Raw genomic sequence first — 21,005 nt, 5'->3', positions numbered from 1 at the left:
CCCCCCACACGGCGGGGCGCAGCGGACACCCACCCCCACAGCCGCTGCGCCCCGCGCTTCCGCTTGTCCCGCACCGCACCGATCTGGCGCCGCTTTCCGCCGTTGCGTCGCATTCCGCTGTGTAATGGCGGGAAACATTCGTGGCCGGGAGTCCGGAGGCAGCCATGGCAGCGGCAGGACGCGGTGGTCGGCGCGGCGGACGCCCCACGCTCGAGGAGGTGGCGGCGCGGGCCGGCGTCGGCCGGGGCACCGTCTCCCGGGTCGTCAACGGCTCGCCCCGGGTGAGCCCCCGCACGCGCGCCGCCGTCGAGCGCGCCATCGCCGAGCTGCAGTACGTACCGCACGGCGCGGCCCGCGCGCTGGCCGCCGACCGGACCGACGCCGTCGCCCTGGTCATCCCGGAGCCGGAGACCCGGCTGTTCGCCGAGCCGTACTTCTCCGGGATCATCCGCGGGGTCGGCGCCGGGCTCGCCGACACCGATCTCCAGCTGCTGCTGATCCTGGTCCGCACGCCCAAGGAGCGGGAGCGGCTGGGCCAGTACCTCGCCGCGCACCGCGTGGACGGCGTGCTGCTGGTCTCCGTGCACGCCGACGACCCGCTGCCCGACCTGCTGTCCCGGCTGGAGCTGCCCGCGGTGCTCAGCGGCCGCCGCTCCGCCCGCGAGACCGTGCCGTACGTCGACTCCGACAACACCGGCGGCGCCCGGGCCGCGGCGCGGCACCTCCTGGACCGCGGCCGGCGGACGATCGCCACGATCGCCGGGCCGCCGGACATGTACGCGGCGCAGTGCCGGCTGGCCGGCTACCGGCAGGCGCTGGAGGACACCGGGCACGACCCGGACGAGGCGCTGATCGTCCCGGCGGACTTCACCGAGGACGGCGGGCGGCGGGCGATGGCCACGCTGCTGGACCGCCGCCCGGACGTGGACGCGGTCTTCGCGGCCTCGGACGTGATGGCGGCCGGGGCGCTGGCGGTACTGCGGGAACGCGGGCGCCGGGTCCCGGAGGACGTGGCGCTGGTCGGGTTCGACGACTCGGCCGTCGCGCGCCATCTGGACCCGCCGCTGAGCAGCGTGCGGCAGCCGATCGAGGAGATGGGCCGGGCGATGGCCCGGGTCCTGGTCGAGGAGATCGCCGAACGCTCCCGCGAGCGCCCGCAGCTGGTCCTGCCGACGGAACTGGTGGTACGCGCCTCCTCCTGAGCGTCCGCCCGTACCTGACCGGCCGTCACGCCCCGCCGCGCACGCTCTCCCGGAAGGCGATCGGCGTGACACCCGCCCGGTGCAGGAAGTACTTGCTGAAGTTCGTCGCGTCCTCGAAGCCGAGGCGGCGGGCGATCCGCGCTGCCGGGAGATCGCCGTGCGCGAGCAGCCGCTTGGCCTCCAGCACCACCCTGCGGTCGATGAACTCCTTGGCGCCGACCCCGGCGGCGGCCTCCGCGGCGCGGGAGAGCGTACGCGGCGAATAGCCCAGCGCCCGGGCGTAGTCCGCGACCCGGCGGCTGACCGCGAAGTCCCGCTCGACGGCCTCCCGGAAGCGCAGGAACGTCGCCGTCGCCGCGCAGTCACCGGCGTACTCCGCCGGGTCCCGCACCAGATGCGCGGCGCGCAGCACCAGTACCGACAGCAGGTGCCGCAGCACTTCGAGGTGCGCCTCCAGCGGCAGCCCGCACAGCGCGCCGAACTCGCGGTGCAGATGGTCCAGCGCCGCCCGCGCGGCTTCCCCGGCCGCGCCCTCCGGATGCCGCACGGCCGGGCCGTACCAGTCCTCCAGGCGGGCCGCGGCGGCCGTCGCCGGATCGAGGAAGCCGGACTCGAAGAGCACGAGGACGCCCTCGGCCGCCGACAGGTCCCCGAAGTGCTGCACCTGACCGGGCCGTACCCACAGCCAGTCGCCCGGCGTCACCTCGTAGCCGCGGAAGTCGACGGTGTGGGAGAGCCGGCCCGCGTCCAGCGCGAGGAGGTGGTGGAAGCCGGGGCGGTGCGGGACGGCCAGCGCGCAGGCGTCGGCCCGCGCGCGCAGCTCGGCGAGCGTCATGACCTCCACACCCGCGGGCCGCCCGGCGGGCGCCGAGAAGGCGACCTCCGGGATCTGTTCTTGTCGCTTTTCCACCATCGCTCGTCCCGCACCTACCCCGAGATCCTTTGTTCTTACCCCTAGCGTAGAAGACGGCCGAGCGGCCGCTGGCAGAAAAAAGCAATGAGTAGGAGCACCCCATGTCCAAGATCGCCCTCTTCGGTGCCAACGGCACCATCGGCAGCCGTGTCCTCGACGAGGCCCTGGCGCGCGGCCACGAGGTCACCGCGGTGGTCCGGGACCCCGCGAAGATCACCAAGACCCACCCGAACCTCACCGTGACCACCGGCGACGTCCTGGACCCGGCCGCCGTCTCCGTGGCCGCCGCGGGCCAGGACGTCCTGGTCAGCGCGGTCGGCGGCGGTGACGGGCCCGGCCACCTCGCCACGATCAAGCCCTCGGCCGAGTCCCTGGTGGCCGGCCTGCGGAAGCTGGGTGACGGGGCGCCGCGGTTGATCGCGGTCGGCGGCGCGGGCTCGCTGCGCACGCCCGACGGCAAGCAGGTCTGGGACGCGGAGGGGCTGCCGGAGTTCCTGCTGCAGATCATGCACGCGCACGGCGACGCGCTGGAGTACTTCCGCACCGTCACCGACGTGCGCTGGACCAGCCTCAGCCCGGCGGCCCTGATCGAGCCCGGTACGCGTACCGGCAGCTACCGCACCGCCACCGAGGACCTGGTCGCCGCGGCGGACGGCACCAGCCGGATATCCACCGAGGACTACGCGGTCGCCCTCCTCGACGAGATCGAGCGGCCCCGCCACATCGGCGAGCGCTTCACCGTCGGCTACTGAGCACAGCCGCTACTGAGCACAGCCGGCCGCTGAGAACACCGGCCCCGGACACGACGAAGGCCCGGTCTGCTTCCGCAGACCGGGCCTTCACCGTTGGGGTGAGTAACGGGACTTGAACCCGCGACATCCTGGACCACAACCAGGTGCTCTACCAGCTGAGCTATACCCACCATGACCGGTGCTGTGTGGTGACTTGTTCCCCACCGGCTGAAGAAAAGTGTACAGGGTCCGAAGGGGTGCTCGCTCCCGGCTTTCCCCCCAGCCGGGAGCGAGCTGCGTCACTCTCCTGCCGGCTGCTTCTCCGCAGGCAGGACGTGCTTGGCCGCGATCGCCTTCGCGGTGTCGGAGTCGGGCCCCGGCTGCGGTACGAAGACCGCCTCCCGGTAGTACCGCAACTCCGCGATCGACTCACGGATGTCGGCGAGCGCCCGGTGGTTGCCGTTCTTCTCCGGGCTGTTGAAGTACGCCCTCGGGTACCAGCGCCGGGCCAGCTCCTTCACCGACGAGACATCGACGATCCGGTAGTGGAGATAGTTCTCCAGCTCCGGCATGTCGCGCAGCAGGAAGCCGCGGTCGGTGCCGACGGAGTTGCCGCACAGCGGGGCCTTGCCCGGCTCCGGTACGTGACTCTTGATGTAGTCCATGACCTGCCGCTCGGCGTCGGCGAGGGTCGTCCCGCCGTCCAGCTCCGCCAGCAGTCCCGAGGCGGTGTGCATCTCGCGCACCACCTCGGGCATGGTCTCCAGGGCCTCGGCGGGGGGACGGATGACAATGTCCACCCCCTCGCCGAGGATGTTCAGCTCCGAGTCGGTGACCAGTGCGGCCACCTCGATGAGCGCGTCGTTCGCCAGCGAGAGCCCCGTCATCTCGCAGTCGATCCACACCATGCGATCGTTCATGCGTCTCACCCTACGGGGCGCTCCCGCTGGCTGGGCAGCACCGGGCGTCCGGTGGAGCGGCCGACGGCGGGCTCGCCGAGCCGGGACGCGTAGGCGTCCGACTCCGGTTTGCCCGGTTCGTGCGCACCGAACGGAGCGCCCTGACCCGGTACCTGGGCGTGGGCCCCGAAGCGCTCGGCCGCCGGGGTTCCCGTGCGGTCCAGGCGCTCCGGCCGTTCGGACGGACGGACCGCGGACCCTGGTGGCTCCCCGGTGCCGTTCTGTGGCCGCCGGGCGCGGTAGGCCGCCCGGTAGGCCGCGGGGGAGGACCCCAGCTGCCGCCGGAAATGACCACGCAGAGCGACGGGGGAGCGGAAGCCGCAGCGGCCCGCCACCTCGTCCACCGAGTAGTCGGATGTCTCCAGCAGCCGCTGTGCCTGCAGTACGCGCTGAGTGATCAGCCACTGCAGGGGAGCGCTCCCAGTAAGTGAGCGGAACCGGCGGTCGAACGTCCGGCGGCTCATGTAAGCGCGCGCGGCGAGCGTCTCCACGTCGAACTGCTCGTGGAGATGCTCCAGCGCCCAGGCGACGACCTCGGCCAGCGGGTCGGCGCCGATCTCCTCTGGTAATGACCTGTCGAGGTAGCGCTGGTGCCCCAACTCCGACGCGGTGCGCCGGGGCGGCACGACCAGCCGGCGGGCGAGCGCGTTGGCCGCGTCGGCGCCGTGGTCGGTCCGCACGATGTGGAGGCACAGATCGATACCCGCGGCCGTGCCGGCCGACGTCAGCACATCGCCGTCGTCGACGAACAGTTCGCGGGGATCGACATGGACGGACGGGTAACGCTTCGCGAGCGTCGGTGCGTACATCCAGTGTGTGGTCGCCGGACGGCCGTCCAGCAGCCCTGCGGCCGCCAGCACGAACGCGCCCGTGCACAGCCCGACGATGCGGGCCCCTTCTTCGTGCGCGCGCCGGAGTGCGTCCAGCGCGGCAGGTGGTGGCGCCTGGGTGATCGAACGCCAGGCGGGCACCACGACGGTACCTGCCCGGGAGATCGCTTCCAGGCCGTATGGAGCGGAAAGCTCCAGTCCGCCAGTCGTGCGCAAAGGCGCATCTTCGCCCGCGCACACAAGCAACCGGTACCTCGGCACGCCCGCGTCCTGGCGGTCGATGCCAAATACCGAGAGCGGAATGGAGCTCTCGAAAATGGGGCCGCCACTGAAGAGGAGCACCGCGACTACTTCGCGGCGTCGTCGGGCGGCGAGCTTGCGTGCGGCATCTGGTACGGCAGCGGAGTCCTGGCTCATGGCACTAAGCCCCCCTCGGTCGTCTCGCCCTCTCGGTCCTGCACTGTTCCCCCGCCGTGATTGCCAAGATCGAATCTACTGTGTCCCGTGAGGATGGAGTGCCAAGTTCACCACCTGCTGGTAAGTCGATATGGCAACTTGGCGCGAAGCATTCGATCACGAAGCGTTCCACTCGTGCGCCCCGCTGGGAAGTACGCGTCCTGCCCCTGCCCGCCCGTCGTAGGGCACAACCACGCCGTGCGGTCCTTTCCGGCCTGTTCAAAGGCCGGTTGCGGGTCGCTTTTGCCAAGGGATGTGACCGGGGTCGAAGTTGGCTGAAAAGGGTCGCGAGCACTCGTGCGAGCACCGCCGGAGTCGCGCGTAAGCGCCTCAATCCCCCGGCGTGCGCCCCCCTCCGTGGCGTCCGCCCCGGTGCGCCCCCAGGCCCGTTCTGCCGTGCCGTCCGCGGTGCACGGAGGCCCGCTCCACGGCCAGCCGGGCGGCGGTCCGCTCCGACTGCCGCAGCAGCGCCCGGCAGGCGCACGTGACCGCAGCGAGGCCGATGGCGGTGCCGACGGCGCCGACGGGCGACGAGCCGCACACGAGGAGGACAAGCGGAACGAGCGCGCAGCTGAACGCGCCCCAGCGGACGACGTCGCTCACGGGGTCCGTCGGCGGGTGCGGCGTACCGGGCAAGGGGGGCTCCTTCCGAGTGCTCCACGCCGACCGCGCGGACCACTGGAACAACGCGGCCGGCCACGGGGAGTCACCACGAGGGGTACGGACGGAGCAGAGGAGGCTGTACTGGAGCAGAGGCGTCCGTATCGGATCCGGGGCGTCCGTATGTAAGGGCGGCGGGCCATTGCCAACGGCGCGACGCTCCGGCATGCTCCGGGGAACGTTCGGGGGCGCTGTCCGGTCAAAAGGGACAACCGCCGTTTACGGAGGCCCTGGGCAGGGGAGGAGTGGCGCCGTACTCTTGGGGTAAGGGGTTGGGAAGATGATTCCCGGCCGTATTGTTCGGCATTGAACCATCACCGTCGCCCCGCTCTCCGCCCAGCTCAGTCAACTGCCCGAACAAGTCAATCGCCGTTCCCCTCCGCCCCTGGGCACGAGGGCTCCCCTTCGCCGAGACACTCATGGCCGGTCACGAATTCCCCGAACCCGCGGACCGCAAGCAGGTCGCCGATCCGATGGCGGACCTCGAAGCGGCGGAACAGTCACGCCACTCCTGCGACCCCGCCTTCCAGCACGGTGTGGTGGTGGGCTTCGACGGCTCGGTGTCCAGTGAACGGGCCCTGGCCTACGCCATCGGCATGGCCCGGCGCTCCGGCTCCGGTCTGATCATCGTGCATGTCGCCAACCGGCTCCCGACGACGGTGTGGGCGGGCTGCGAGCCGCCGGTCTTCGTCGACGTCCCCGACCACCGCACGGAGGTCCTGGGGCTGGAGCTGGCCTGCGCCGACCATCTCTCCGAGCTCTCCTGGATCCTGGTCGAGCGGGGCGGCGACATCTGTCACGAACTGGAAGAGGTCGGCCGGGAGTACGCGGCCGACGCGATCGTGGTCGGCTCGACGCACGGCATCGTCGGACGGATCTTCGGCTCGGTCGCCGGGCGGCTGGCGCGGCGCGCGCAGCGGCCGGTGATCGTCGTGCCGTAACGGCCGGCGGCTCTCCTCCTCCGTACGTATCCGGCCTCATCCCCCGTCCACCGTATGACGTCACTTCGGCATGACGGGGCGTCATACCCTGGTCGTAGTCGACAAATCTACTGACTCGTAGAGGTGGGTTGCGCGCCGGTGAGGGGTACAAACCTTCACACGGCGTGCTGCCGCCCGGGTGTGACGGTTCCCGGGGAGGCGGCATCACTGCCGGCGTTAGGGCGACGCCGGCACCGGAGAGGCGGAGCCTCGCACGTATGGTGGCGCGCGCGAGGCTCCGCCTCTTTATGTCCCTTTTTGCGGTTACTCCACGGTCACGGACTTGGCGAGGTTGCGGGGCTTGTCGATGTCGCGGCCGAGGGACAGGGCCGTGTGGTACGCGAGGAGTTGGAGCGGGATGCCCATGAGGATGGGGTCGAGCTCGGGCTCGTTCTTCGGTACCACGATCGTGTGGTCCGCCTTTTCCTGCTCGGCGTGCGCGACGGCGAGGATGCGGCCGCTGCGGGCCTTGATCTCCTCCAGTGCCGCGCGGTTCTTCTCCAGCAGGTCGTCGTCCGGGACGATCGCGACCGTCGGCATCGCCGGCTCGATGAGCGCCAGCGGGCCGTGCTTCAGCTCGGAGGCCGGGTACGCCTCGGCGTGGATGTAGGAGACCTCCTTGAGCTTCAAGGACGCCTCGCGCGCCACCGGATAGCCGCGGACCCGCCCGATGAACATCATCGACTTCGCATCCGCATACAGTTCGGCGAGCTTCTTGATCTCGGCTTCGCCGGCCAGGATCTCGGTGATCTGCTCCGGCAGCCGGCGCAGCCCGTCGATGATCCGCTTGCCGTCCGCCACGGACAGGTCGCGGATGCGGCCGAGGTGCAGCGCGAGCAGCGCGAAGGAGACCACCATGTTGGTGAAGCACTTGGTGGAGACCACACAGACCTCCGGGCCCGCGTGCACGTAGATGCCGCCGTCGGTCTCCCGCGCGATCGCCGAGCCGACGACGTTCACCAGGCCCAGCACCCGCGCGCCCTTGCGCTTGAGCTCCTGGACGGCGGCGAGCACGTCGTAGGTCTCACCGGACTGCGAGACCGCCACGTACAGCGTGTCGGGGTCCACGACCGGGTTGCGGTACCGGAATTCGGAGGCCGGCTCGGCGTCCGAGGGGATGCGGGCCAGCTCCTCGATCATCTGCGCGCCGATCTGGCCCGCGTGGTACGAGGTGCCGCAGCCCAGGATCTTGACCCGGCGGACGCCGCGCGCCTCGCGCGCGTCCAGGTTGAGGCCGCCCAGGTGCACGGTGGAGAAGCGGTCGTCGATCCGGCCGCGCAGCGCGCGGTCCACCGCGTCCGCCTGCTCGGAGATCTCCTTGTGCATGTACGTGTCGTGCGCGCCCATGTCGTAGGACTCGGCGGCGTACTCGACGGTCTCCGGGGAGGACGTCGTGCGCGAGCCCTCGGTGGTGTACGTGCGGTAGTCGTCGGCCTTGAGCGTGGCCATCTCGCCGTCGTCGAGGGTGACGACCTGGCGGGTGTGCGAGACGAGTGCGGCGACGTCGGAGGAGACGAACATCTCCTTCTCGCCGATGCCCAGCACGACCGGGGAGCCGTTGCGCGCGACCACGATGCGGTCGGTGAAGTCGGCGTGCAGGACGGCGATGCCGTAGGTGCCCTCGATGTGCCGCAGCGCGTCGCGGACCTTCTCCTCCAGCTTCTCGGCCTGCGAGCGGCCGATGAGGTGCGCGAGGACCTCGGTGTCGGTCTCGGAGGCGAACTCCACGCCGTCGGCGGTCAGCTTGGCGCGCAGCTCGGCGGCGTTGTCGATGATGCCGTTGTGGACGACGGCGACCTTGCCCTCGGCGTCCACGTGCGGGTGGGCGTTCTCGTCGTTCGGCGCGCCGTGGGTGGCCCAGCGGGTGTGGGCGATGCCGGTGGTACCGGCGAAACGCTTCGGCAGGCGCGACTCCAGCTCCCGGACCCGGCCCTTGGCCTTGGCGGTCTTCAGCCCGCCGGCCTTGCCGGAGGCGTGGATGGCGATGCCGGCGGAGTCGTAACCGCGGTACTCCAGGCGCTGGAGGCCCTCGAGGAGCAGCGGCGCGACATCGCGTTTGCCGATATAACCGACGATTCCACACATGTGGGGTGACCCTCCCGGATTGACGGTACGTAGGTGCTCGGCGTCTCAGCCGTAGACGAGGCGGCGCAGCTGGCGTATCGAGAGCTCGGGCGGGGCCACGGCGCGGTGCGGCAGCTCGTGGGCGATCCGCTCGAAGATGGCGTCGTTGCGCAGCCCCTGGGCCTGCAGTTCGCGGTGTCTGCGGCGCACGAACGTCTCGGCCGTCTCATCGAAGTACGCGAGCACGTCCTGGATCACCCGGACGGCCTCGCCGCGCTGCAGCGGCGTACTGCGTACCAGGTGTTCTACGAGGTCCTCGTGGGACGGACGGCGATCGAGCACCCGTCGATACTCATGGAGCGCGACGCTTTTCGCAAGAAATCTGCCCGATATCGGGCAGGGGCGTGTCGCGGGGCGGGCCATGGTCCCGCGTTCCTGGGCAGGGCCCCTCCCTCTCCCCGCTGGGGGAGACCGTCGGCGAGGCCCCTCCCCCACCTCCACCGCACTGTCTGTGACGCTACCGTCACCCACTGACAATGACGGCGGAGAAGGGGGGCCGCTCGTCCACTACCGGTCGCCGCAGGCCCCGTGGCCTGCGGGCGAGGGCTCACGGGGCGCTGATCACAGCCCCATCTCCCGCGCGATCAGCATCCGCTGGACCTCGCTCGTGCCCTCGCCGATCTCCAGGATCTTGGAGTCGCGCCACATGCGGGCGACCGGGTACTCGTTCATGAAGCCGTAGCCGCCGTGGATCTGGGTGGCCTCGCGGGCGTTGGTGACCGCGATCTCCGAGGAGTACAGCTTCGCCAGCGCGGCCTCCTTCTTGAAGCGCTCGCCGTGCACCAGCCGGGAGGCCGCGTCGCGCCAGGCCAGCCGGGCGGTGTGGGCGCGCATCTCCATGTCGGCGAGCTTGAACTGGATCGCCTGGTTCTCCCCGATCGGCTTCCCGAAGGACTTCCGCTCCTTGGCGTACTTCACCGACTCGTCCACGCAGCCCTGTGCGAGGCCGGTGGCCAGGGCGGCGATCGCGATCCGGCCCTCGTCCAGGATGCGCAGGAACTGGGCGTAGCCGCGGCCCTCCTCACCGAGGAGGTTCGCGGCGGGCACCCGCACGTCGCTGAAGGACAGCTCACGGGTGTCCGAGGCGTTCCAGCCGACCTTGGAGTACGGCGCCGCGACCGTGAAGCCGGGGGTCCCGGACGGCACGATGATCGCGGAGATCAGCGGCCGGCCGTCCTCCTTCTGCCCGGTGACCGCCGTGACCGTCACCAGCCCCGTGATGTCCGTCCCCGAGTTGGTGATGAAGCACTTGCTGCCGTTGATCACCCACTCGTCGGTCGCCGCGTCGAGCCGGGCCGTGGTCTTCGTCCCGCCCGCGTCGGAGCCGGCCTCCGGCTCGGTCAGCCCGAACGCGCCCAGCATCTCGCCCGTGCACAGCTTCGGCAGCCAGGTCTGCTTCTGCTCCTCCGTACCGAAGTGGTACAGCGGCATCGCGCCGAGCGAGACGCCGGCCTCCAGCGTGATCGCCACCGAGGAGTCGACCCGCGCCAGCTCCTCCAGGGCGATGCCGAGCGCCAGATAGTCGCCGCCCATCCCGCCGTACTCCTCGGGGAAGGGCAGCCCGAACAGGCCCATCCGGCCCATCTCGCGGACTATCTCGTACGGGAACTGGTGGTTCTCGTAGTACTCGCCGATCTTCGGGGCGACGACGTCGTGCGCGAACGCCTCGACCGTGGAGCGCAGCTCCTCCAGCTCGGAGGGGAGGCGGTGGTCCAGGGACATGGGGGTCACTCCTTGTGGGAGAGGGCTCGTACGGTGCGGGACGGGCTCGGTCGGCCCAGTTGTCCGGCCATCCACGCGCTTGTGGCGGTGAGGCGGCCGAGGTCGACCCCGGTCTCGATGCCGAGTCCGTGCAGCATCCAGAGGAGGTCTTCGGTGGCGAGGTTGCCGGTGGCGGACTTGGCATACGGGCAGCCGCCGAGGCCGCCCGCGGAGGCGTCGACCGTGGTGACGCCGTGCTGGAGCGCGGCCAGGGTGTTGGCGAGCGCCTGCCCGTAGGTGTCGTGGAAGTGGACGCCGAGCACGTCGGTGCCGACGCCCGCTTCGTTCAGCGCCGTGAGCAGCGTGGTGACATGGCCGGGCGTGGCGACGCCGATGGTGTCGCCCAGGCTCAGTTCGTCGCAGCCCTGGTCCAGCAGCGCGCGGCAGACCCGTACGACCTGGGGAATGGGCACCGGGCCCTCCCAGGGGTCGCCGAAGCACATGGAGAGGTACCCGCGGACGTGCGCGCCCGCGTCCTTGGCGCGGGCCACGACCGGCGCGAACATCGCCAGCGCCTCGTCGACCGTGCGGTTGAGGTTGGCCTTGGCGAAGGACTCGGTGGCGCTGCCGAAGACGGCGATCCGGTCGGCGCCGAGGGCGAGGGCCCGGTCGAGGCCGCGCTCGTTCGGTACGAGGACCGGGAGCCGGGCACCGAGATCGCTCACCAGCGGGAACAGCCGTTCCGCGTCGGCCAGTTGGGGCACCCACTTGGGGTGCACGAAGCTGGTCGCCTCGATGGTGTCCAGGCCGGCGTCCGCGAGGCGGCGGATGAACTCCGCCTTGACCTCGGTCGGGATCACGGTCTGCTCGTTCTGCAGCCCGTCCCGCGCGCCGACCTCGTGGATGCGGACCCGGGCGGGCAGGCCGGGGGCCGGTACGGACATGGGCAGTCCCGGGGTCATCGGTCATCCTCCGGCTCGTCGGGGGTGATCACGGCCAGCACCTGGTCCATGGCGACCGTGCTGCCCGGCGTCACGTCGAGTTCGGCGACGGTGCCCGCGTGCGGCGCGGAGATGACGTGCTCCATCTTCATCGCCTCGACCACGAGCAGGCCCTGGCCTGCGGTGACGTGGTCGCCGACGGCGGCCTTGACGACCGTGACCGTGCCGGGCATCGGGGCGGTGAGGGAGTCGGCGCCGTGCGCGCCGGCCGCGCCCCGCAGCGTCTCCTCGACCGGGTCGTGATCGCGTACGTGCCAGGCGTCGCCGTCGCGGCCGAGCCAGTCCCCGGCGCGCACGAAGGTGTGCCGCACGCCGTCGACGGTGACCGCGACCCGGTCCTCGGTGACCTGGCCGCTGCCGGACGCCTGTACGGGGTCGTGGCCGGGCGCGCGCAGCCAGAAGGCGGGCGGGGAGGGTTCGCCGCCCAGCCGGAAGCCGCTGGGCACGGAGAACGGGTCGGTCCAGCCCTCGCCCGACGGCTCCAGCGCCGCCGCGCGCACCGCGGCCCCGGCCGCGTACACCTCCTCGGGCATGTCCTGGCTGACCAGCCCGTCCGCCTCGCGCTCCACCAGTCCCGTGTCCAGCTCCCCGGCCACGACCGCCGGGTGGGCCAGCAGCCGTCGCAGGAAGCCGGTGTTCGTGGGCACCCCGAGGATGACCGTTTCGGCGAGCGCGGCCCGCAGCTTGCGCAGTGCGGTGGCCCGGTCGGGCCCGTATGCGATGACCTTCGACAGCATCGGGTCGTACAGGGAGCCGATCTCCGTGCCCTCGGACAGTCCGGAGTCGGTCCGTATTCCGTCGCCCTGGGGCTCGCCGAGTGCCAGGACCGTGCCGCCGGACGGGAGGAAGCCGCGGGCGGGGTCCTCGGCGCAGATCCGGGCCTCGACGGCATGCCCGGTGAGGGTGATGTCGTCCTGCCCGTACGGGAGTTCCTCGCCCGCCGCGACCCGCAGCTGCCACTCGACCAGGTCGATCCCCGTGACCAGCTCGGTGACCGGGTGCTCGACCTGGAGCCGGGTGTTCATCTCCATGAAGTAGTACGAGGCGGGGTCGTCGCCCGGCACGATGAATTCGACCGTGCCCGCGCCCACGTATCCGCACGAGCGGGCCGCTTCCACGGCCGCCTCGCCCATCGCCGCGCGGGTCGCCTCGTCCAGCAGGACGCTCGGCGCCTCCTCGATGATCTTCTGGTGGCGGCGCTGGAGGGAGCACTCGCGCTCCCCGAGGTGCACGACGCTGCCGTGGCCGTCGGCGAGCACCTGGATCTCGATGTGCCGCGGGCGGTCGACCCAGCGCTCGACCAGCAGCGTGTCGTCGCCGAAGGAGCCGCGGGCCTCGCGCCGCGCCGCCGCGATCTCGTCCGCGAGCAGCGCCTCGTCGCGCACCAGCCGCATGCCCTTGCCGCCGCCGCCCGCCGACGGCTTCAGCAGCACCGGCATGCCGATCTCCCGGGCGGCGGCGGCCAGCTCGTCGTCGGTCAGGCCGCTGCCGGACGAGCCCGGTACGACGGGCACGCCCGCGGCCCGTACCGTCTCCTTCGCCCGGATCTTGTCGCCCATCAGGTCGATGGCCTCGGCCGACGGGCCGATGAAGACCAGCCCGGCATCCGTCACCGCCCGCGCGAAGGCGGCGTTCTCGGCGAGGAATCCGTAGCCGGGGTGGATTGCCTCCGCGCCGCTGCGCCGGGCGGCGTCCAGCAGCGCGTCGATCCGCAGATAGCTTTCGGCGGCGGCCGGCGGGCCGATGCGGACGGCCGTGTCCGCCTCCCGTACGTGCCGGGCGTCCGCGTCCGCGTCGCTGAAGACGGCGACCGAGCGGATGCCCAGGGAGCGGAGGGTGCGGAGGACGCGGACGGCGATCTCGCCGCGGTTGGCGACCAGAACAGTACTGAACATGGTGGAGGTCCTCACATCCGGAAGACGCCGAAGGCGGGGTCGGTCAGCGGGGCGTTGGCGCAGGCGGTGAGGGCCAGGCCCAGCACCTGCCGGGTCTCCAGCGGGTCGATCACGCCGTCGTCCCAGAGCCGCGCCGTCGCGTAGTAGGCGTTGCCCTGCGTCTCGTACTGCTCGCGGATGGGGGCCTTGAAGGCGTCCTCCTCCTCGGCGGGCCACTCCTCGCCGCGCGCCTCCAGCTGATCGCGCTTGACCGTGGCGAGGACGGACGCCGCCTGCTCGCCGCCCATGACGGAGATCTTGGCGTTGGGCCACATCCACAGGAAGCGGGGGGAGTAGGCCCGGCCGCACATGGAGTAGTTGCCCGCGCCGTAGGAACCGCCGATCACGACCGTCAGCTTCGGCACCCGTGTGCAGGCCACCGCCGTGACCATCTTCGCGCCGTGCTTGGCGATGCCGCCCGCTTCGTAGTCCCGGCCGACCATGAAGCCGGAGATGTTCTGCAGGAAGACCAGCGGGATGCCGCGCTGGTCGCACAGCTCGATGAAGTGAGCGCCCTTCTGCGCGGACTCGGAGAAGAGGATGCCGTTGTTGGCGACGATGCCGACGGGGTGGCCGTGCAGGTGCGCGAAGCCGGTGACGAGGGTCTGGCCGTACTCCGCCTTGAACTCGGCGAAGCGTGAGCCGTCGACGAGGCGCGCGATCACCTCGCGCACGTCGTAGGGGGTACGGGAGTCGGTGGGGACCATGCCGTACAGCCCTGCCGGGTCCGCCTTGGGCTCCTCGACCGTCCGTACGGTCCAGGGGAGCGGCGCGCGCTCGCCGAGCGTGGAGACGATCGTGCGGACGATCCGCAGGGCGTGCGCGTCGTCCTCGGCGAGGTGGTCGGTGACGCCGGAGGTACGGCTGTGCACCTCGCCGCCGCCCAGCTCCTCGGCCGTGACGACCTCGCCGGTCGCGGCCTTCACCAGCGGCGGACCGCCCAGGAAGATCGTGCCCTGGTTGCGGACGATCACGGCCTCGTCGCTCATCGCGGGGACGTAGGCGCCGCCGGCCGTGCAGGACCCGAGCACGGCCGCGATCTGCGGAATCCCGGCGCCGGACATCCGTGCCTGGTTGTAGAAGATCCGCCCGAAGTGCTCGCGGTCGGGGAAGACCTCGTCCTGCATCGGCAGGAAGGCACCGCCGGAGTCCACGAGGTAGATGCAGGGGAGGCGGTTCTCCAGGGCCACCTCCTGGGCGCGGAGGTGCTTCTTCACGGTCATGGGGTAGTACGTGCCGCCCTTGACCGTGGCGTCATTGGCGACGATCACCACCTCGCGGCCCGACACCCGGCCGATGCCCGCGATCACGCCGGCCGCCGGGGCCGCGCCGTCGTACATCCCGTCCGCCGCCAGCGGGGCGATCTCCAGGAAGGGCGAGCCGGGGTCCAGCAGCGTGTCCACCCGGTCCCGGGGCAGCAGCTTGCCGCGCGCGGTGTGCCGCGCCCTGGCCTTCTCGCCGCCGCCCAGCCGGGCCGCCGCGAGCTTTCCGCGCAGCTGCTCGACGAGCTCGCGGTGCGCGGCCTCGTTGGCCCGCCAGGAGTCGGCCGCGGGGTCTGCGGCGCTCCCCAGTACGGGTGCCTGCTCCATCGTGTACCCGCCCCTTGTTAGTGGTCGTTAACACTGTTGCCTCCAGGTTAACGACCACTAACCCGCCTGTCTACAATTGGAGCCATGAGCAGCACCAAGGCCCCCGCCACCGTCAGCCGCCGCGAGCAGATCCTCAAAGAGGCCGCGCGGCTCTTCGCCGAGCGCGGCTTCCACGGCGTCGGCGTGGACGAGATCGGAGCCGCGGTCGGGATCTCCGGTCCCGGCCTGTACCGCCATTTCGCCGGCAAGGACGCGATGCTCGCCGAGCTGCTGGTCGGGATCAGTGAGCGGCTGCTGGACGGCGGCCGGCTGCGGGTCGCCGACGGCGGCGAGAGCGCCGAGGAAGTGCTGCACGCGCTCATCGAGGGGCACATCGACTTCGCCCTGGACGACCGCCCGCTGATCACCGTCCACGACCGGGAGCTGGACCGGCTGCGCGAGGTGGACCGCAAGCGGGTGCGCCAGCTGCAGCGCCAGTACGTCGAGCTGTGGGTCGAGGTCGTCCGCGAGGTCTACCCGGCCTGCACGGAGGCCGAGGCGCGCGCCGCGGTGCACGCCGTCTTCGGCCTGCTGAACTCCACCCCGCACCTGAGCCCGCGCGCCAGCCTGCCGCCCCGCACGGCCACCGAGGCCCTGCTCAAGCGGCTGGCGCTGGGCGCGTTCGCGGCCGCGGCGGGCCGGGAGGGCTGAGCCGCCGGCTCCGGCGCCGGTGTGACGACTGCGTCGTACGGGACCCCTGGACAGAGAACATAACCGCCGGGTAGCTTTCGCTGAGCAAGCGCTTAGACAGGTGGATCGCCCGGGAGGCATCAGGTGCAGCGGACCGTATTCAACGAGGACCACGAGGCGTTCCGGGACACCATCCGCGCCTTCATCGAGGGCGAGGTCGTGCCCGTCTACGACGAGTGGTTCGCCGCGGGCCAGGTGCCCCGCGAGTTCTACTCCAAGCTGGCCGACCTGGGCCTCTTCGGTATCAACGTCCCCGAGGAGTTCGGCGGCGCCGGCCTCGAATCGCACAAGTTCGAGGCGATCCAGTACGAGGAGACCGCCCGCGCCGGCGTCAACTTCGGCGGCTCCGGCGTGCACGTGCTGCTCGCCCTGCCGTACATCAAGATGCTCGCCACCGACGAGCAGAAGAAGCGCTACCTGCCGAAGTTCGTCTCCGCCGAGGAGATGTGGGCGCTGGCGATGACCGAGCCGGGCACCGGCTCCGACCTCGCGGGCATGAAGACCACCGCCAAGCTCTCCGAGGACGGCACGCACTACGTCCTCAACGGCGCCAAGACCTTCATCACCGGCGGCGTGCACGCCGACCGCGTGATCGTCTGCGCCCGTACCTCGGCGCCCAAGGAGGACGACCGCCGCTTCGGCATCTCCCTCTTCGCCGTCGACACCAAGTCCGAGGGCTACTCCGTCGGCCGCAAGCTGGACAAGCTGGGCCTGCGCACCTCTGACACCGCCGAGCTGGCGTTCGTCGACGTGAAGGTGCCGGCCGAGGACCTGCTCGGCGAGGAGAACAAGGGCTTCCACTACCTCGGCAAGAACCTGCCGTCCGAGCGCTGGGGCATCGCCTACGGCGCGTACGCGCAGGCCAAGGCCGCGGTCCGGTTCGCGCAGCAGTACGTGCAGGAGCGCACCGTCTTCGGCAAGACCGTCGCGTCCTTCCAGAACACCAAGTTCGAGCTGGCCGCCTGCCAGGCCGAGGTGGACGCCGCCGAGGCCGTCGCCGACCGCGCCCTCGAGGCCCTGGACGCGGGCGAGCTGACCGCGGCCGAGGCCGCCTCCGCCAAGCTGTTCTGCACCGAGGTCGCGCACCGCGTCATCGACAAGTGCCTCCAGCTGCACGGCGGCTACGGCTACATGAACGAGTACCCGATCGCCCGCCTGTACGCCGACAACCGCGTCAACCGCATCTACGGCGGCACCAACGAGGTCATGAAGTCGATCATCGCGAAGTCGATGGGCCTCTAAGGCCGGCCGGGTGAACGACGCACTGCAGTCCCTCCTCGATCTGCTCACGCTGGAGCAGATCGAGGAGGACATCTACCGCGGCCGGAGCCGTGCGGCGGTCGTGCCCCGGGTCTTCGGCGGCCAGGTCGCCGCGCAGGCACTGGTCGCGGCCGGGCACACGGTCCCCGCCGACCGTCCCCCGCACTCCCTGCACGCGTACTTCCTGCGCCCCGGGGACCCCGGCGCGCCGATCGTGTACACCGTCGACCGCATCCGCGACGGCCGGTCCTTCACCACCCGCCGGGTCGTCGCTGTCCAGCACGGCCAGCAGATCTTCCACCTCACCGCGTCCTTCCACGCGCACGAGGAGGGTCTGGAGCACCAGGAGCCGATGCCCCGGGTGCCGGACCCGCTGACCCTGCCGACCGCCGCCGAGATGCTGCCCCGGTATGCCGACCGGTTCGTGGCCGAGGGGGTCGCCGAGCGGCTGCTGGAGGCCCGGGCGGCGGTCGACCTGCGGTACGTGGACGCGCCGCCGTTCGCCACCGCCGGCGAGGTGCGCGAGCCCCGCTCGCAGGTCTGGTTCCGTACCCAGGGCAAGCTCGACGGCGACACCGGCATCCCCCGGCCGCTGCTCGACATCTGCCTGGTCACCTATGTGTCCGACATGACGCTGCTGGACTCCGTGCTGCTCGCCCACGGGCGCGGCGGCTGGGCGGTCGGCGACGTGGTCGGCGCGAGCCTGGACCACGCGATGTGGTTCCACCGGCCTGTGCGGGCCGACGAGTGGCTGCTGTACGACCAGGAGTCACCGACCGCGCAGGGCGGCCGGGGCCTGGGCAAGGGGCGGATCTTCACCGCCGAGGGGCAGCTCGCGGTCTCGGTGATCCAGGAGGGCCTGATCCGCACGCCCCGGTGACGTATCGGGGGTACTGCCGGGTCAGTCCGCCAGGCCCGCCGCGTGCAGCAGGTACGCCGTCAGCGGGTCGTAGTAGCGCGGGCTGCGGACGTGGTCGTCCAGGGGCACCGTGACCTGCACGGTGCCCTCCGCCTCGGCCAGGAAGAGCGCCGGGTCGTTGGAGTCCGCGTAGCCGACGGCGTCGATGCCGCGCTGCCCCGCGCAGCCCGCCCAGCCGTGGTCCGCGACGACCAGGTCCGGCAGCGCCTCGCCCGCCGCCTCCAGGCCGTCCAGGATCGCCGCCATCGGGGCCGGCGAGTGCGTGTGCCACAGGGTCGCGCCCCGCTCGAGCATCGCGACCTGGCCGAACTGGAAGACCACGCCGTCGTCGGCGGTCAGCCCGTCCGGGACGACCACGATGTCGCAGCCCGCCGCCCGCAGCGCGGCGGCCGTGGCGATGTGCACGTCCAGCAGCCCGCCCGGGTGACCGGTCGCGAGGAGCACCCGCCGCCGGCCCGCGGCCGCCTTGCGCAGCACCGCCGCCATCCGCTCCAGCGCGTCCACCGTCAGCTCGGGATCGATGGTGTCCTGGCCGTGGCGGTGGTCCGGGTCGTCGATGACGCCGCAGCGCTCGGCCATCACGGCGAGCACGTCCTGCTCGTCCCGCCATCTGTCGCCCAGCTCCAGGCCGAACCAGTAGTGGCGGTCGCCGTTGGCGAGCTTGCGGTAGTGGTCGAGATTGTTCTCGCGGGGCGTGGCGACATCACCGGCGATGCGGGTGCGTACGAGGTGCTCGACCAGTGCGGCGCGGCTGGGGGCGGGGGCGGAGGTTATCGGCATGAGGCCCATTGTGCCGGTGCGGATCAGCGCGGGGCGGGGGAGTACTGCCGCGTGGACACCTGGAGCGGCCCGCCGTGCCCACGATCACGGTGTTCCGGCGGCTCGGCGGCGCGAGGGGGAGCACGGGTGAACGGGCAGGCGGCCAGGCCGCCATGGCAGGCACGGATCAGACCGGCGGACGGCGACGGCATCCCGGCCCGCATCGTGCGCCGCCGCGCCGCTGGACGAGGCCGACGGCCTGGCGGGCCGCCTCCAGGTGACGGTCACCTCGTCGGGTGGACGCAGTGTCGAATGACGCCCCCGTATCTCACAGAAATGTCCATGGGGTGAGCGCGGCGCCGACCCTACGATCAGCGCCATGACCACCGCATCTGCCGCATCTCCCGAGCCCGTCGGTCCCGTCGACTCCTCCCGCGTCCCGCGTTACGCAGGCCCGGCGACCTTCGCCCGGCTGCCGCGCATCGACGAGGTCGGCGGCCGCGCCGATGTGGCCGTCGTGGGCGTCCCGTTCGACACCGGTGTCTCCTACCGCCCCGGCGCCCGCTTCGGCGGCAACGCCATCCGCGAGGCGTCCCGCCTGCTGCGCCCGTACAACCCGGCGCAGGACGCCTCGCCCTTCGCGCTGGCCCAGGTGGCCGACGCGGGTGACATCGCCGCCAACCCGTTCAACATCAACGAGGCGGTCGAGACGGTCGAGGCCGCGGCGGACGACCTGCTCGGCACCGGCGCCCGCATGATGACCCTCGGCGGCGACCACACCATCGCGCTGCCGCTGCTCCGCTCGGTCGCCAAGAAGCACGGCCCGGTGGCGCTGCTGCACTTCGACGCGCACCTGGACACCTGGGACACGTACTTCGGCGCGGAGTACACCCACGGCACGCCGTTCCGCCGCGCGGTCGAGGAGGGCATCCTCGACACCTCGGCGCTCTCGCACGTCGGCACGCGCGGCCCGCTGTACGGTAAGAAGGACCTCACCGACGACGAGAAGATGGGCTTCGGCATCGTCACCTCGGCGGACGTCATGCGCCGCGGCGTGGACGAGGTCGCCGACCAGCTGCGCCAGCGCATCGGTGACCGCCCGCTGTACATCTCCATCGACATCGACGTCCTCGACCCGGCGCACGCGCCCGGCACCGGCACCCCCGAGGCCGGCGGCCTGACCTCGCGCGAGCTGCTGGAGATCCTGCGCGGCCTGGCCTCCTGCAACCTGGTCTCCGCCGACCTGGTCGAGGTGTCCCCGGCGTACGACCACGCGGAGATGACCTCGGTCGCCGCCTCCCACACGGCGTACGAGCTGACCACGATCATGTCCCGGCAGATCGCGGCCGCGCGCGGCTGACGCCGGTCACGCGGGACGCACCGCGAAAACACCAGGGCCCCGGAACCGAGAGGTTCCGGGGCCCTGATGATTTTTCAGGCTTGTGCTCAGACGCCGGTGGCGGCGGCCAGGCCGGTCGCCTTGGCGATGGTGCCCTGGGCGAGGCCCTCGACGGCGTCGACGGCGGTGCCCTCGACGCTCACACCGGCGCTGTAACCGGCGACGCTGCCGCCGAGGGTGGCGACGCCACCGGCGATGTTGTCGAGCTCGCTGTCGGCGATCTCGGCGGTCTCGACCTGAGCGGAGAAGTCGTTGCGCATGATTTCTTTCCCTTCACTTCACGGGGACTGGAAAAGCGGGGGGTCACGGGAATGCTGCACCGGTGGCGCCGGTAACGCAAATCTCTGGGACGGGCTTTCGCGGTATGCCGTAAATGATCTGTCGCAACCTTTGCGAAGTGAGGTTTTGCCGACCGATGCCGTCGATGGCCGTTGATGTCGGACTACCCGTGTGGAATTCGGAAAGCGGCGCCGTGGCCCGGCGAAAAGGACATGTCCGCAAAGTCGTCCGTAAGTCGCCTGTAAAGCCGTCGGTGCAGTCTTCCGTGAAATCTTTCGGACGTCGTCGGCGAAATCATCCGGGGAATTCTCCGGGAGTTCAGCGGCGGACGCCGAGCGCGAACCACAGCTCCATCCGGACATCCGGGTCGTCCGGATCGGTGTCGAGCAGGGCGGCGGCGCGGGCGATGCGTTGCCGGACCGTGTTGCGGTGGATGCCCAGCGCCGTCGCCGTACGGTCCCAGCTGCCGTGCAGCGAGAGCCAGGTGTGCAGCGTCTCGCGGAGCGCCGGGGCGCCGTCGAGCGGCGCCAGCACGGCCGCCGCGTGCGCGCGGGCCTCGGCCGGCGGGACCAGCGCGGCG

Annotated in this window: 20 protein-coding genes and 1 tRNA gene; 7 read left to right on the top strand and 14 right to left on the bottom strand. The window is 71.5% G+C overall.

Translation table 11 applies throughout. From position 1 onward, the window contains the following. Positions 1-164: 164 nt before the first annotated feature. Positions 165-1,202 (top strand): LacI family DNA-binding transcriptional regulator, encoded by a 1,038-nt coding sequence (locus CCS38_RS05535; RefSeq protein WP_223732059.1) that lies wholly within the window; start codon positions 165-167, stop codon positions 1,200-1,202. Positions 1,203-1,227: 25 nt separating this feature from the next. On the opposite strand, the gene CCS38_RS05530 is transcribed toward CCS38_RS05535, so the two are convergent. Beyond that, positions 1,228-2,115: a helix-turn-helix domain-containing protein gene (locus CCS38_RS05530; RefSeq protein ID WP_223732058.1), complete on the bottom strand. Its 888-nt coding sequence runs from the start codon at positions 2,113-2,115 to the stop codon at positions 1,228-1,230. Between the two features lie 101 nt (positions 2,116-2,216). Between CCS38_RS05530 and CCS38_RS05525 the strand changes: the two genes are divergently transcribed. Next, positions 2,217-2,867 (top strand): NAD(P)-dependent oxidoreductase, encoded by a 651-nt coding sequence (locus CCS38_RS05525; protein ID WP_223732057.1) that lies wholly within the window; start codon positions 2,217-2,219, stop codon positions 2,865-2,867. Between the two features lie 94 nt (positions 2,868-2,961). Here the strand turns inward: CCS38_RS05525 and CCS38_RS05520 are convergent. The 4 genes from CCS38_RS05520 to CCS38_RS05505 all read right to left on the bottom strand — a co-directional run bounded on the left by CCS38_RS05520 (position 2,962) and on the right by CCS38_RS05505 (position 5,727). Continuing rightward, positions 2,962-3,037: transfer RNA gene (locus CCS38_RS05520), tRNA-His, on the bottom strand. Positions 3,038-3,145: 108 nt separating this feature from the next. After that, complete coding sequence (gene orn, locus CCS38_RS05515; RefSeq protein ID WP_223732056.1) at positions 3,146-3,766, bottom strand: oligoribonuclease; 621 nt, start codon at positions 3,764-3,766, stop codon at positions 3,146-3,148. A 5-nt stretch (positions 3,767-3,771) separates the two neighbouring features. Next, positions 3,772-5,052: a GlxA family transcriptional regulator gene (locus CCS38_RS05510; RefSeq protein ID WP_223732055.1), complete on the bottom strand. Its 1,281-nt coding sequence runs from the start codon at positions 5,050-5,052 to the stop codon at positions 3,772-3,774. Between the two features lie 369 nt (positions 5,053-5,421). Continuing rightward, on the bottom strand, positions 5,422-5,727 hold the full coding sequence (locus CCS38_RS05505) for a hypothetical protein (protein WP_223732054.1): 306 nt from the start codon (positions 5,725-5,727) through the stop codon (positions 5,422-5,424). A 443-nt stretch (positions 5,728-6,170) separates the two neighbouring features. Between CCS38_RS05505 and CCS38_RS05500 the strand changes: the two genes are divergently transcribed. Then, entirely contained in the window at positions 6,171-6,692 is a 522-nt protein-coding gene (locus tag CCS38_RS05500) for a universal stress protein (protein WP_030250046.1), read from the top strand. 303 nt (positions 6,693-6,995) lie between these two features. Here the strand turns inward: CCS38_RS05500 and glmS are convergent, their stop codons facing one another. The 6 genes from glmS to CCS38_RS05470 form a co-directional block, all read right to left on the bottom strand. Then, positions 6,996-8,816, bottom strand: coding sequence for a glutamine--fructose-6-phosphate transaminase (isomerizing) (gene glmS / locus CCS38_RS05495; RefSeq protein ID WP_223732053.1), 1,821 nt, complete (start codon positions 8,814-8,816; stop codon positions 6,996-6,998). Between the two features lie 45 nt (positions 8,817-8,861). After that, positions 8,862-9,137: a hypothetical protein gene (locus CCS38_RS05490; RefSeq protein WP_030250040.1), complete on the bottom strand. Its 276-nt coding sequence runs from the start codon at positions 9,135-9,137 to the stop codon at positions 8,862-8,864. 279 nt (positions 9,138-9,416) lie between these two features. Further along, positions 9,417-10,571 (bottom strand): acyl-CoA dehydrogenase family protein, encoded by a 1,155-nt coding sequence (locus CCS38_RS05485; protein WP_223732060.1) that lies wholly within the window; start codon positions 10,569-10,571, stop codon positions 9,417-9,419. 11 nt (positions 10,572-10,582) lie between these two features. Beyond that, positions 10,583-11,518: a hydroxymethylglutaryl-CoA lyase gene (locus CCS38_RS05480; protein ID WP_223732052.1), complete on the bottom strand. Its 936-nt coding sequence runs from the start codon at positions 11,516-11,518 to the stop codon at positions 10,583-10,585. Then, positions 11,515-13,452: an acetyl-CoA carboxylase biotin carboxylase subunit gene (locus CCS38_RS05475; RefSeq protein WP_223732051.1), complete on the bottom strand. Its 1,938-nt coding sequence runs from the start codon at positions 13,450-13,452 to the stop codon at positions 11,515-11,517. Before CCS38_RS05475 ends, CCS38_RS05480 begins: the two co-directional genes overlap by 4 nt. Positions 13,453-13,463: 11 nt before the next feature. Continuing rightward, positions 13,464-15,080 carry a carboxyl transferase domain-containing protein gene (locus tag CCS38_RS05470; protein WP_223732050.1) on the bottom strand — a complete coding sequence of 539 codons (1,617 nt, stop codon included), beginning with the start codon at positions 15,078-15,080 and terminating at the stop codon, positions 13,464-13,466. 84 nt (positions 15,081-15,164) lie between these two features. On the opposite strand from CCS38_RS05470, the gene CCS38_RS05465 reads away from it, so the two are divergent. The 3 genes from CCS38_RS05465 to CCS38_RS05455 all read left to right on the top strand — a co-directional run bounded on the left by CCS38_RS05465 (position 15,165) and on the right by CCS38_RS05455 (position 17,949). Further along, positions 15,165-15,770: an SACE_7040 family transcriptional regulator gene (locus CCS38_RS05465; protein WP_223732049.1), complete on the top strand. Its 606-nt coding sequence runs from the start codon at positions 15,165-15,167 to the stop codon at positions 15,768-15,770. 123 nt (positions 15,771-15,893) lie between these two features. Beyond that, positions 15,894-17,051 carry an acyl-CoA dehydrogenase family protein gene (locus CCS38_RS05460; protein WP_223732048.1) on the top strand — a complete coding sequence of 386 codons (1,158 nt, stop codon included), beginning with the start codon at positions 15,894-15,896 and terminating at the stop codon, positions 17,049-17,051. Positions 17,052-17,061: 10 nt separating this feature from the next. Then, positions 17,062-17,949, top strand: coding sequence for an acyl-CoA thioesterase (locus CCS38_RS05455; protein WP_223732047.1), 888 nt, complete (start codon positions 17,062-17,064; stop codon positions 17,947-17,949). A gap of 21 nt (positions 17,950-17,970) precedes the next feature. On the opposite strand, the gene CCS38_RS05450 is transcribed toward CCS38_RS05455, so the two are convergent. Further along, positions 17,971-18,768 carry a phosphatase gene (locus CCS38_RS05450; protein ID WP_223732046.1) on the bottom strand — a complete coding sequence of 266 codons (798 nt, stop codon included), beginning with the start codon at positions 18,766-18,768 and terminating at the stop codon, positions 17,971-17,973. Positions 18,769-19,126: 358 nt separating this feature from the next. Here CCS38_RS05450 and speB point away from each other — a divergent pair, with 358 nt between their 5' ends. After that, complete coding sequence (speB, locus tag CCS38_RS05445) at positions 19,127-20,107, top strand: agmatinase (RefSeq protein WP_030250019.1); 981 nt, start codon at positions 19,127-19,129, stop codon at positions 20,105-20,107. An 86-nt stretch (positions 20,108-20,193) separates the two neighbouring features. Here speB and CCS38_RS05440 read toward each other — a convergent pair whose 3' ends face one another. Beyond that, entirely contained in the window at positions 20,194-20,406 is a 213-nt protein-coding gene (locus tag CCS38_RS05440; protein WP_223732045.1) for a hypothetical protein, read from the bottom strand. Positions 20,407-20,743: 337 nt separating this feature from the next. Further along, the coding region (locus tag CCS38_RS05435; RefSeq protein WP_223732044.1) for a helix-turn-helix domain-containing protein at positions 20,744-21,005 on the bottom strand (262 nt) is incomplete at its 5' end.

Origin of the sequence: Streptomyces purpurogeneiscleroticus, from assembly GCF_020024005.1 — a bacterium.
GTDB lineage: Bacteria > Actinomycetota > Actinomycetes > Streptomycetales > Streptomycetaceae > Streptomyces > Streptomyces purpurogeneiscleroticus.
The sequence above is the reverse complement of the archived record's forward strand: the minus strand, read 5'-3'. Positions and strand labels throughout refer to the sequence as shown.

Coding starts and splice junctions, on each gene's coding strand:
- CCS38_RS05450 (WP_223732046.1), bottom strand. CDS start 18,768: ATGCCGATAACCTCCGCCCCCGCCCCCAGCCGCGCCGCACTGGTCGAG.
- CCS38_RS05480 (WP_223732052.1), bottom strand. CDS start 11,518: ATGACCCCGGGACTGCCCATGTCCGTACCGGCCCCCGGCCTGCCCGCC.
- CCS38_RS05535 (WP_223732059.1), top strand. CDS start 165: ATGGCAGCGGCAGGACGCGGTGGTCGGCGCGGCGGACGCCCCACGCTC.
- CCS38_RS05440 (WP_223732045.1), bottom strand. CDS start 20,406: ATGCGCAACGACTTCTCCGCTCAGGTCGAGACCGCCGAGATCGCCGAC.
- CCS38_RS05530 (WP_223732058.1), bottom strand. CDS start 2,115: ATGGTGGAAAAGCGACAAGAACAGATCCCGGAGGTCGCCTTCTCGGCG.
- CCS38_RS05510 (WP_223732055.1), bottom strand. CDS start 5,052: ATGAGCCAGGACTCCGCTGCCGTACCAGATGCCGCACGCAAGCTCGCC.
- speB (WP_030250019.1), top strand. CDS start 19,127: ATGACCACCGCATCTGCCGCATCTCCCGAGCCCGTCGGTCCCGTCGAC.
- CCS38_RS05465 (WP_223732049.1), top strand. CDS start 15,165: ATGAGCAGCACCAAGGCCCCCGCCACCGTCAGCCGCCGCGAGCAGATC.
- CCS38_RS05525 (WP_223732057.1), top strand. CDS start 2,217: ATGTCCAAGATCGCCCTCTTCGGTGCCAACGGCACCATCGGCAGCCGT.
- orn (WP_223732056.1), bottom strand. CDS start 3,766: ATGAACGATCGCATGGTGTGGATCGACTGCGAGATGACGGGGCTCTCG.
- CCS38_RS05500 (WP_030250046.1), top strand. CDS start 6,171: ATGGCCGGTCACGAATTCCCCGAACCCGCGGACCGCAAGCAGGTCGCC.
- CCS38_RS05475 (WP_223732051.1), bottom strand. CDS start 13,452: ATGTTCAGTACTGTTCTGGTCGCCAACCGCGGCGAGATCGCCGTCCGC.
- glmS (WP_223732053.1), bottom strand. CDS start 8,816: ATGTGTGGAATCGTCGGTTATATCGGCAAACGCGATGTCGCGCCGCTG.
- CCS38_RS05470 (WP_223732050.1), bottom strand. CDS start 15,080: ATGGAGCAGGCACCCGTACTGGGGAGCGCCGCAGACCCCGCGGCCGAC.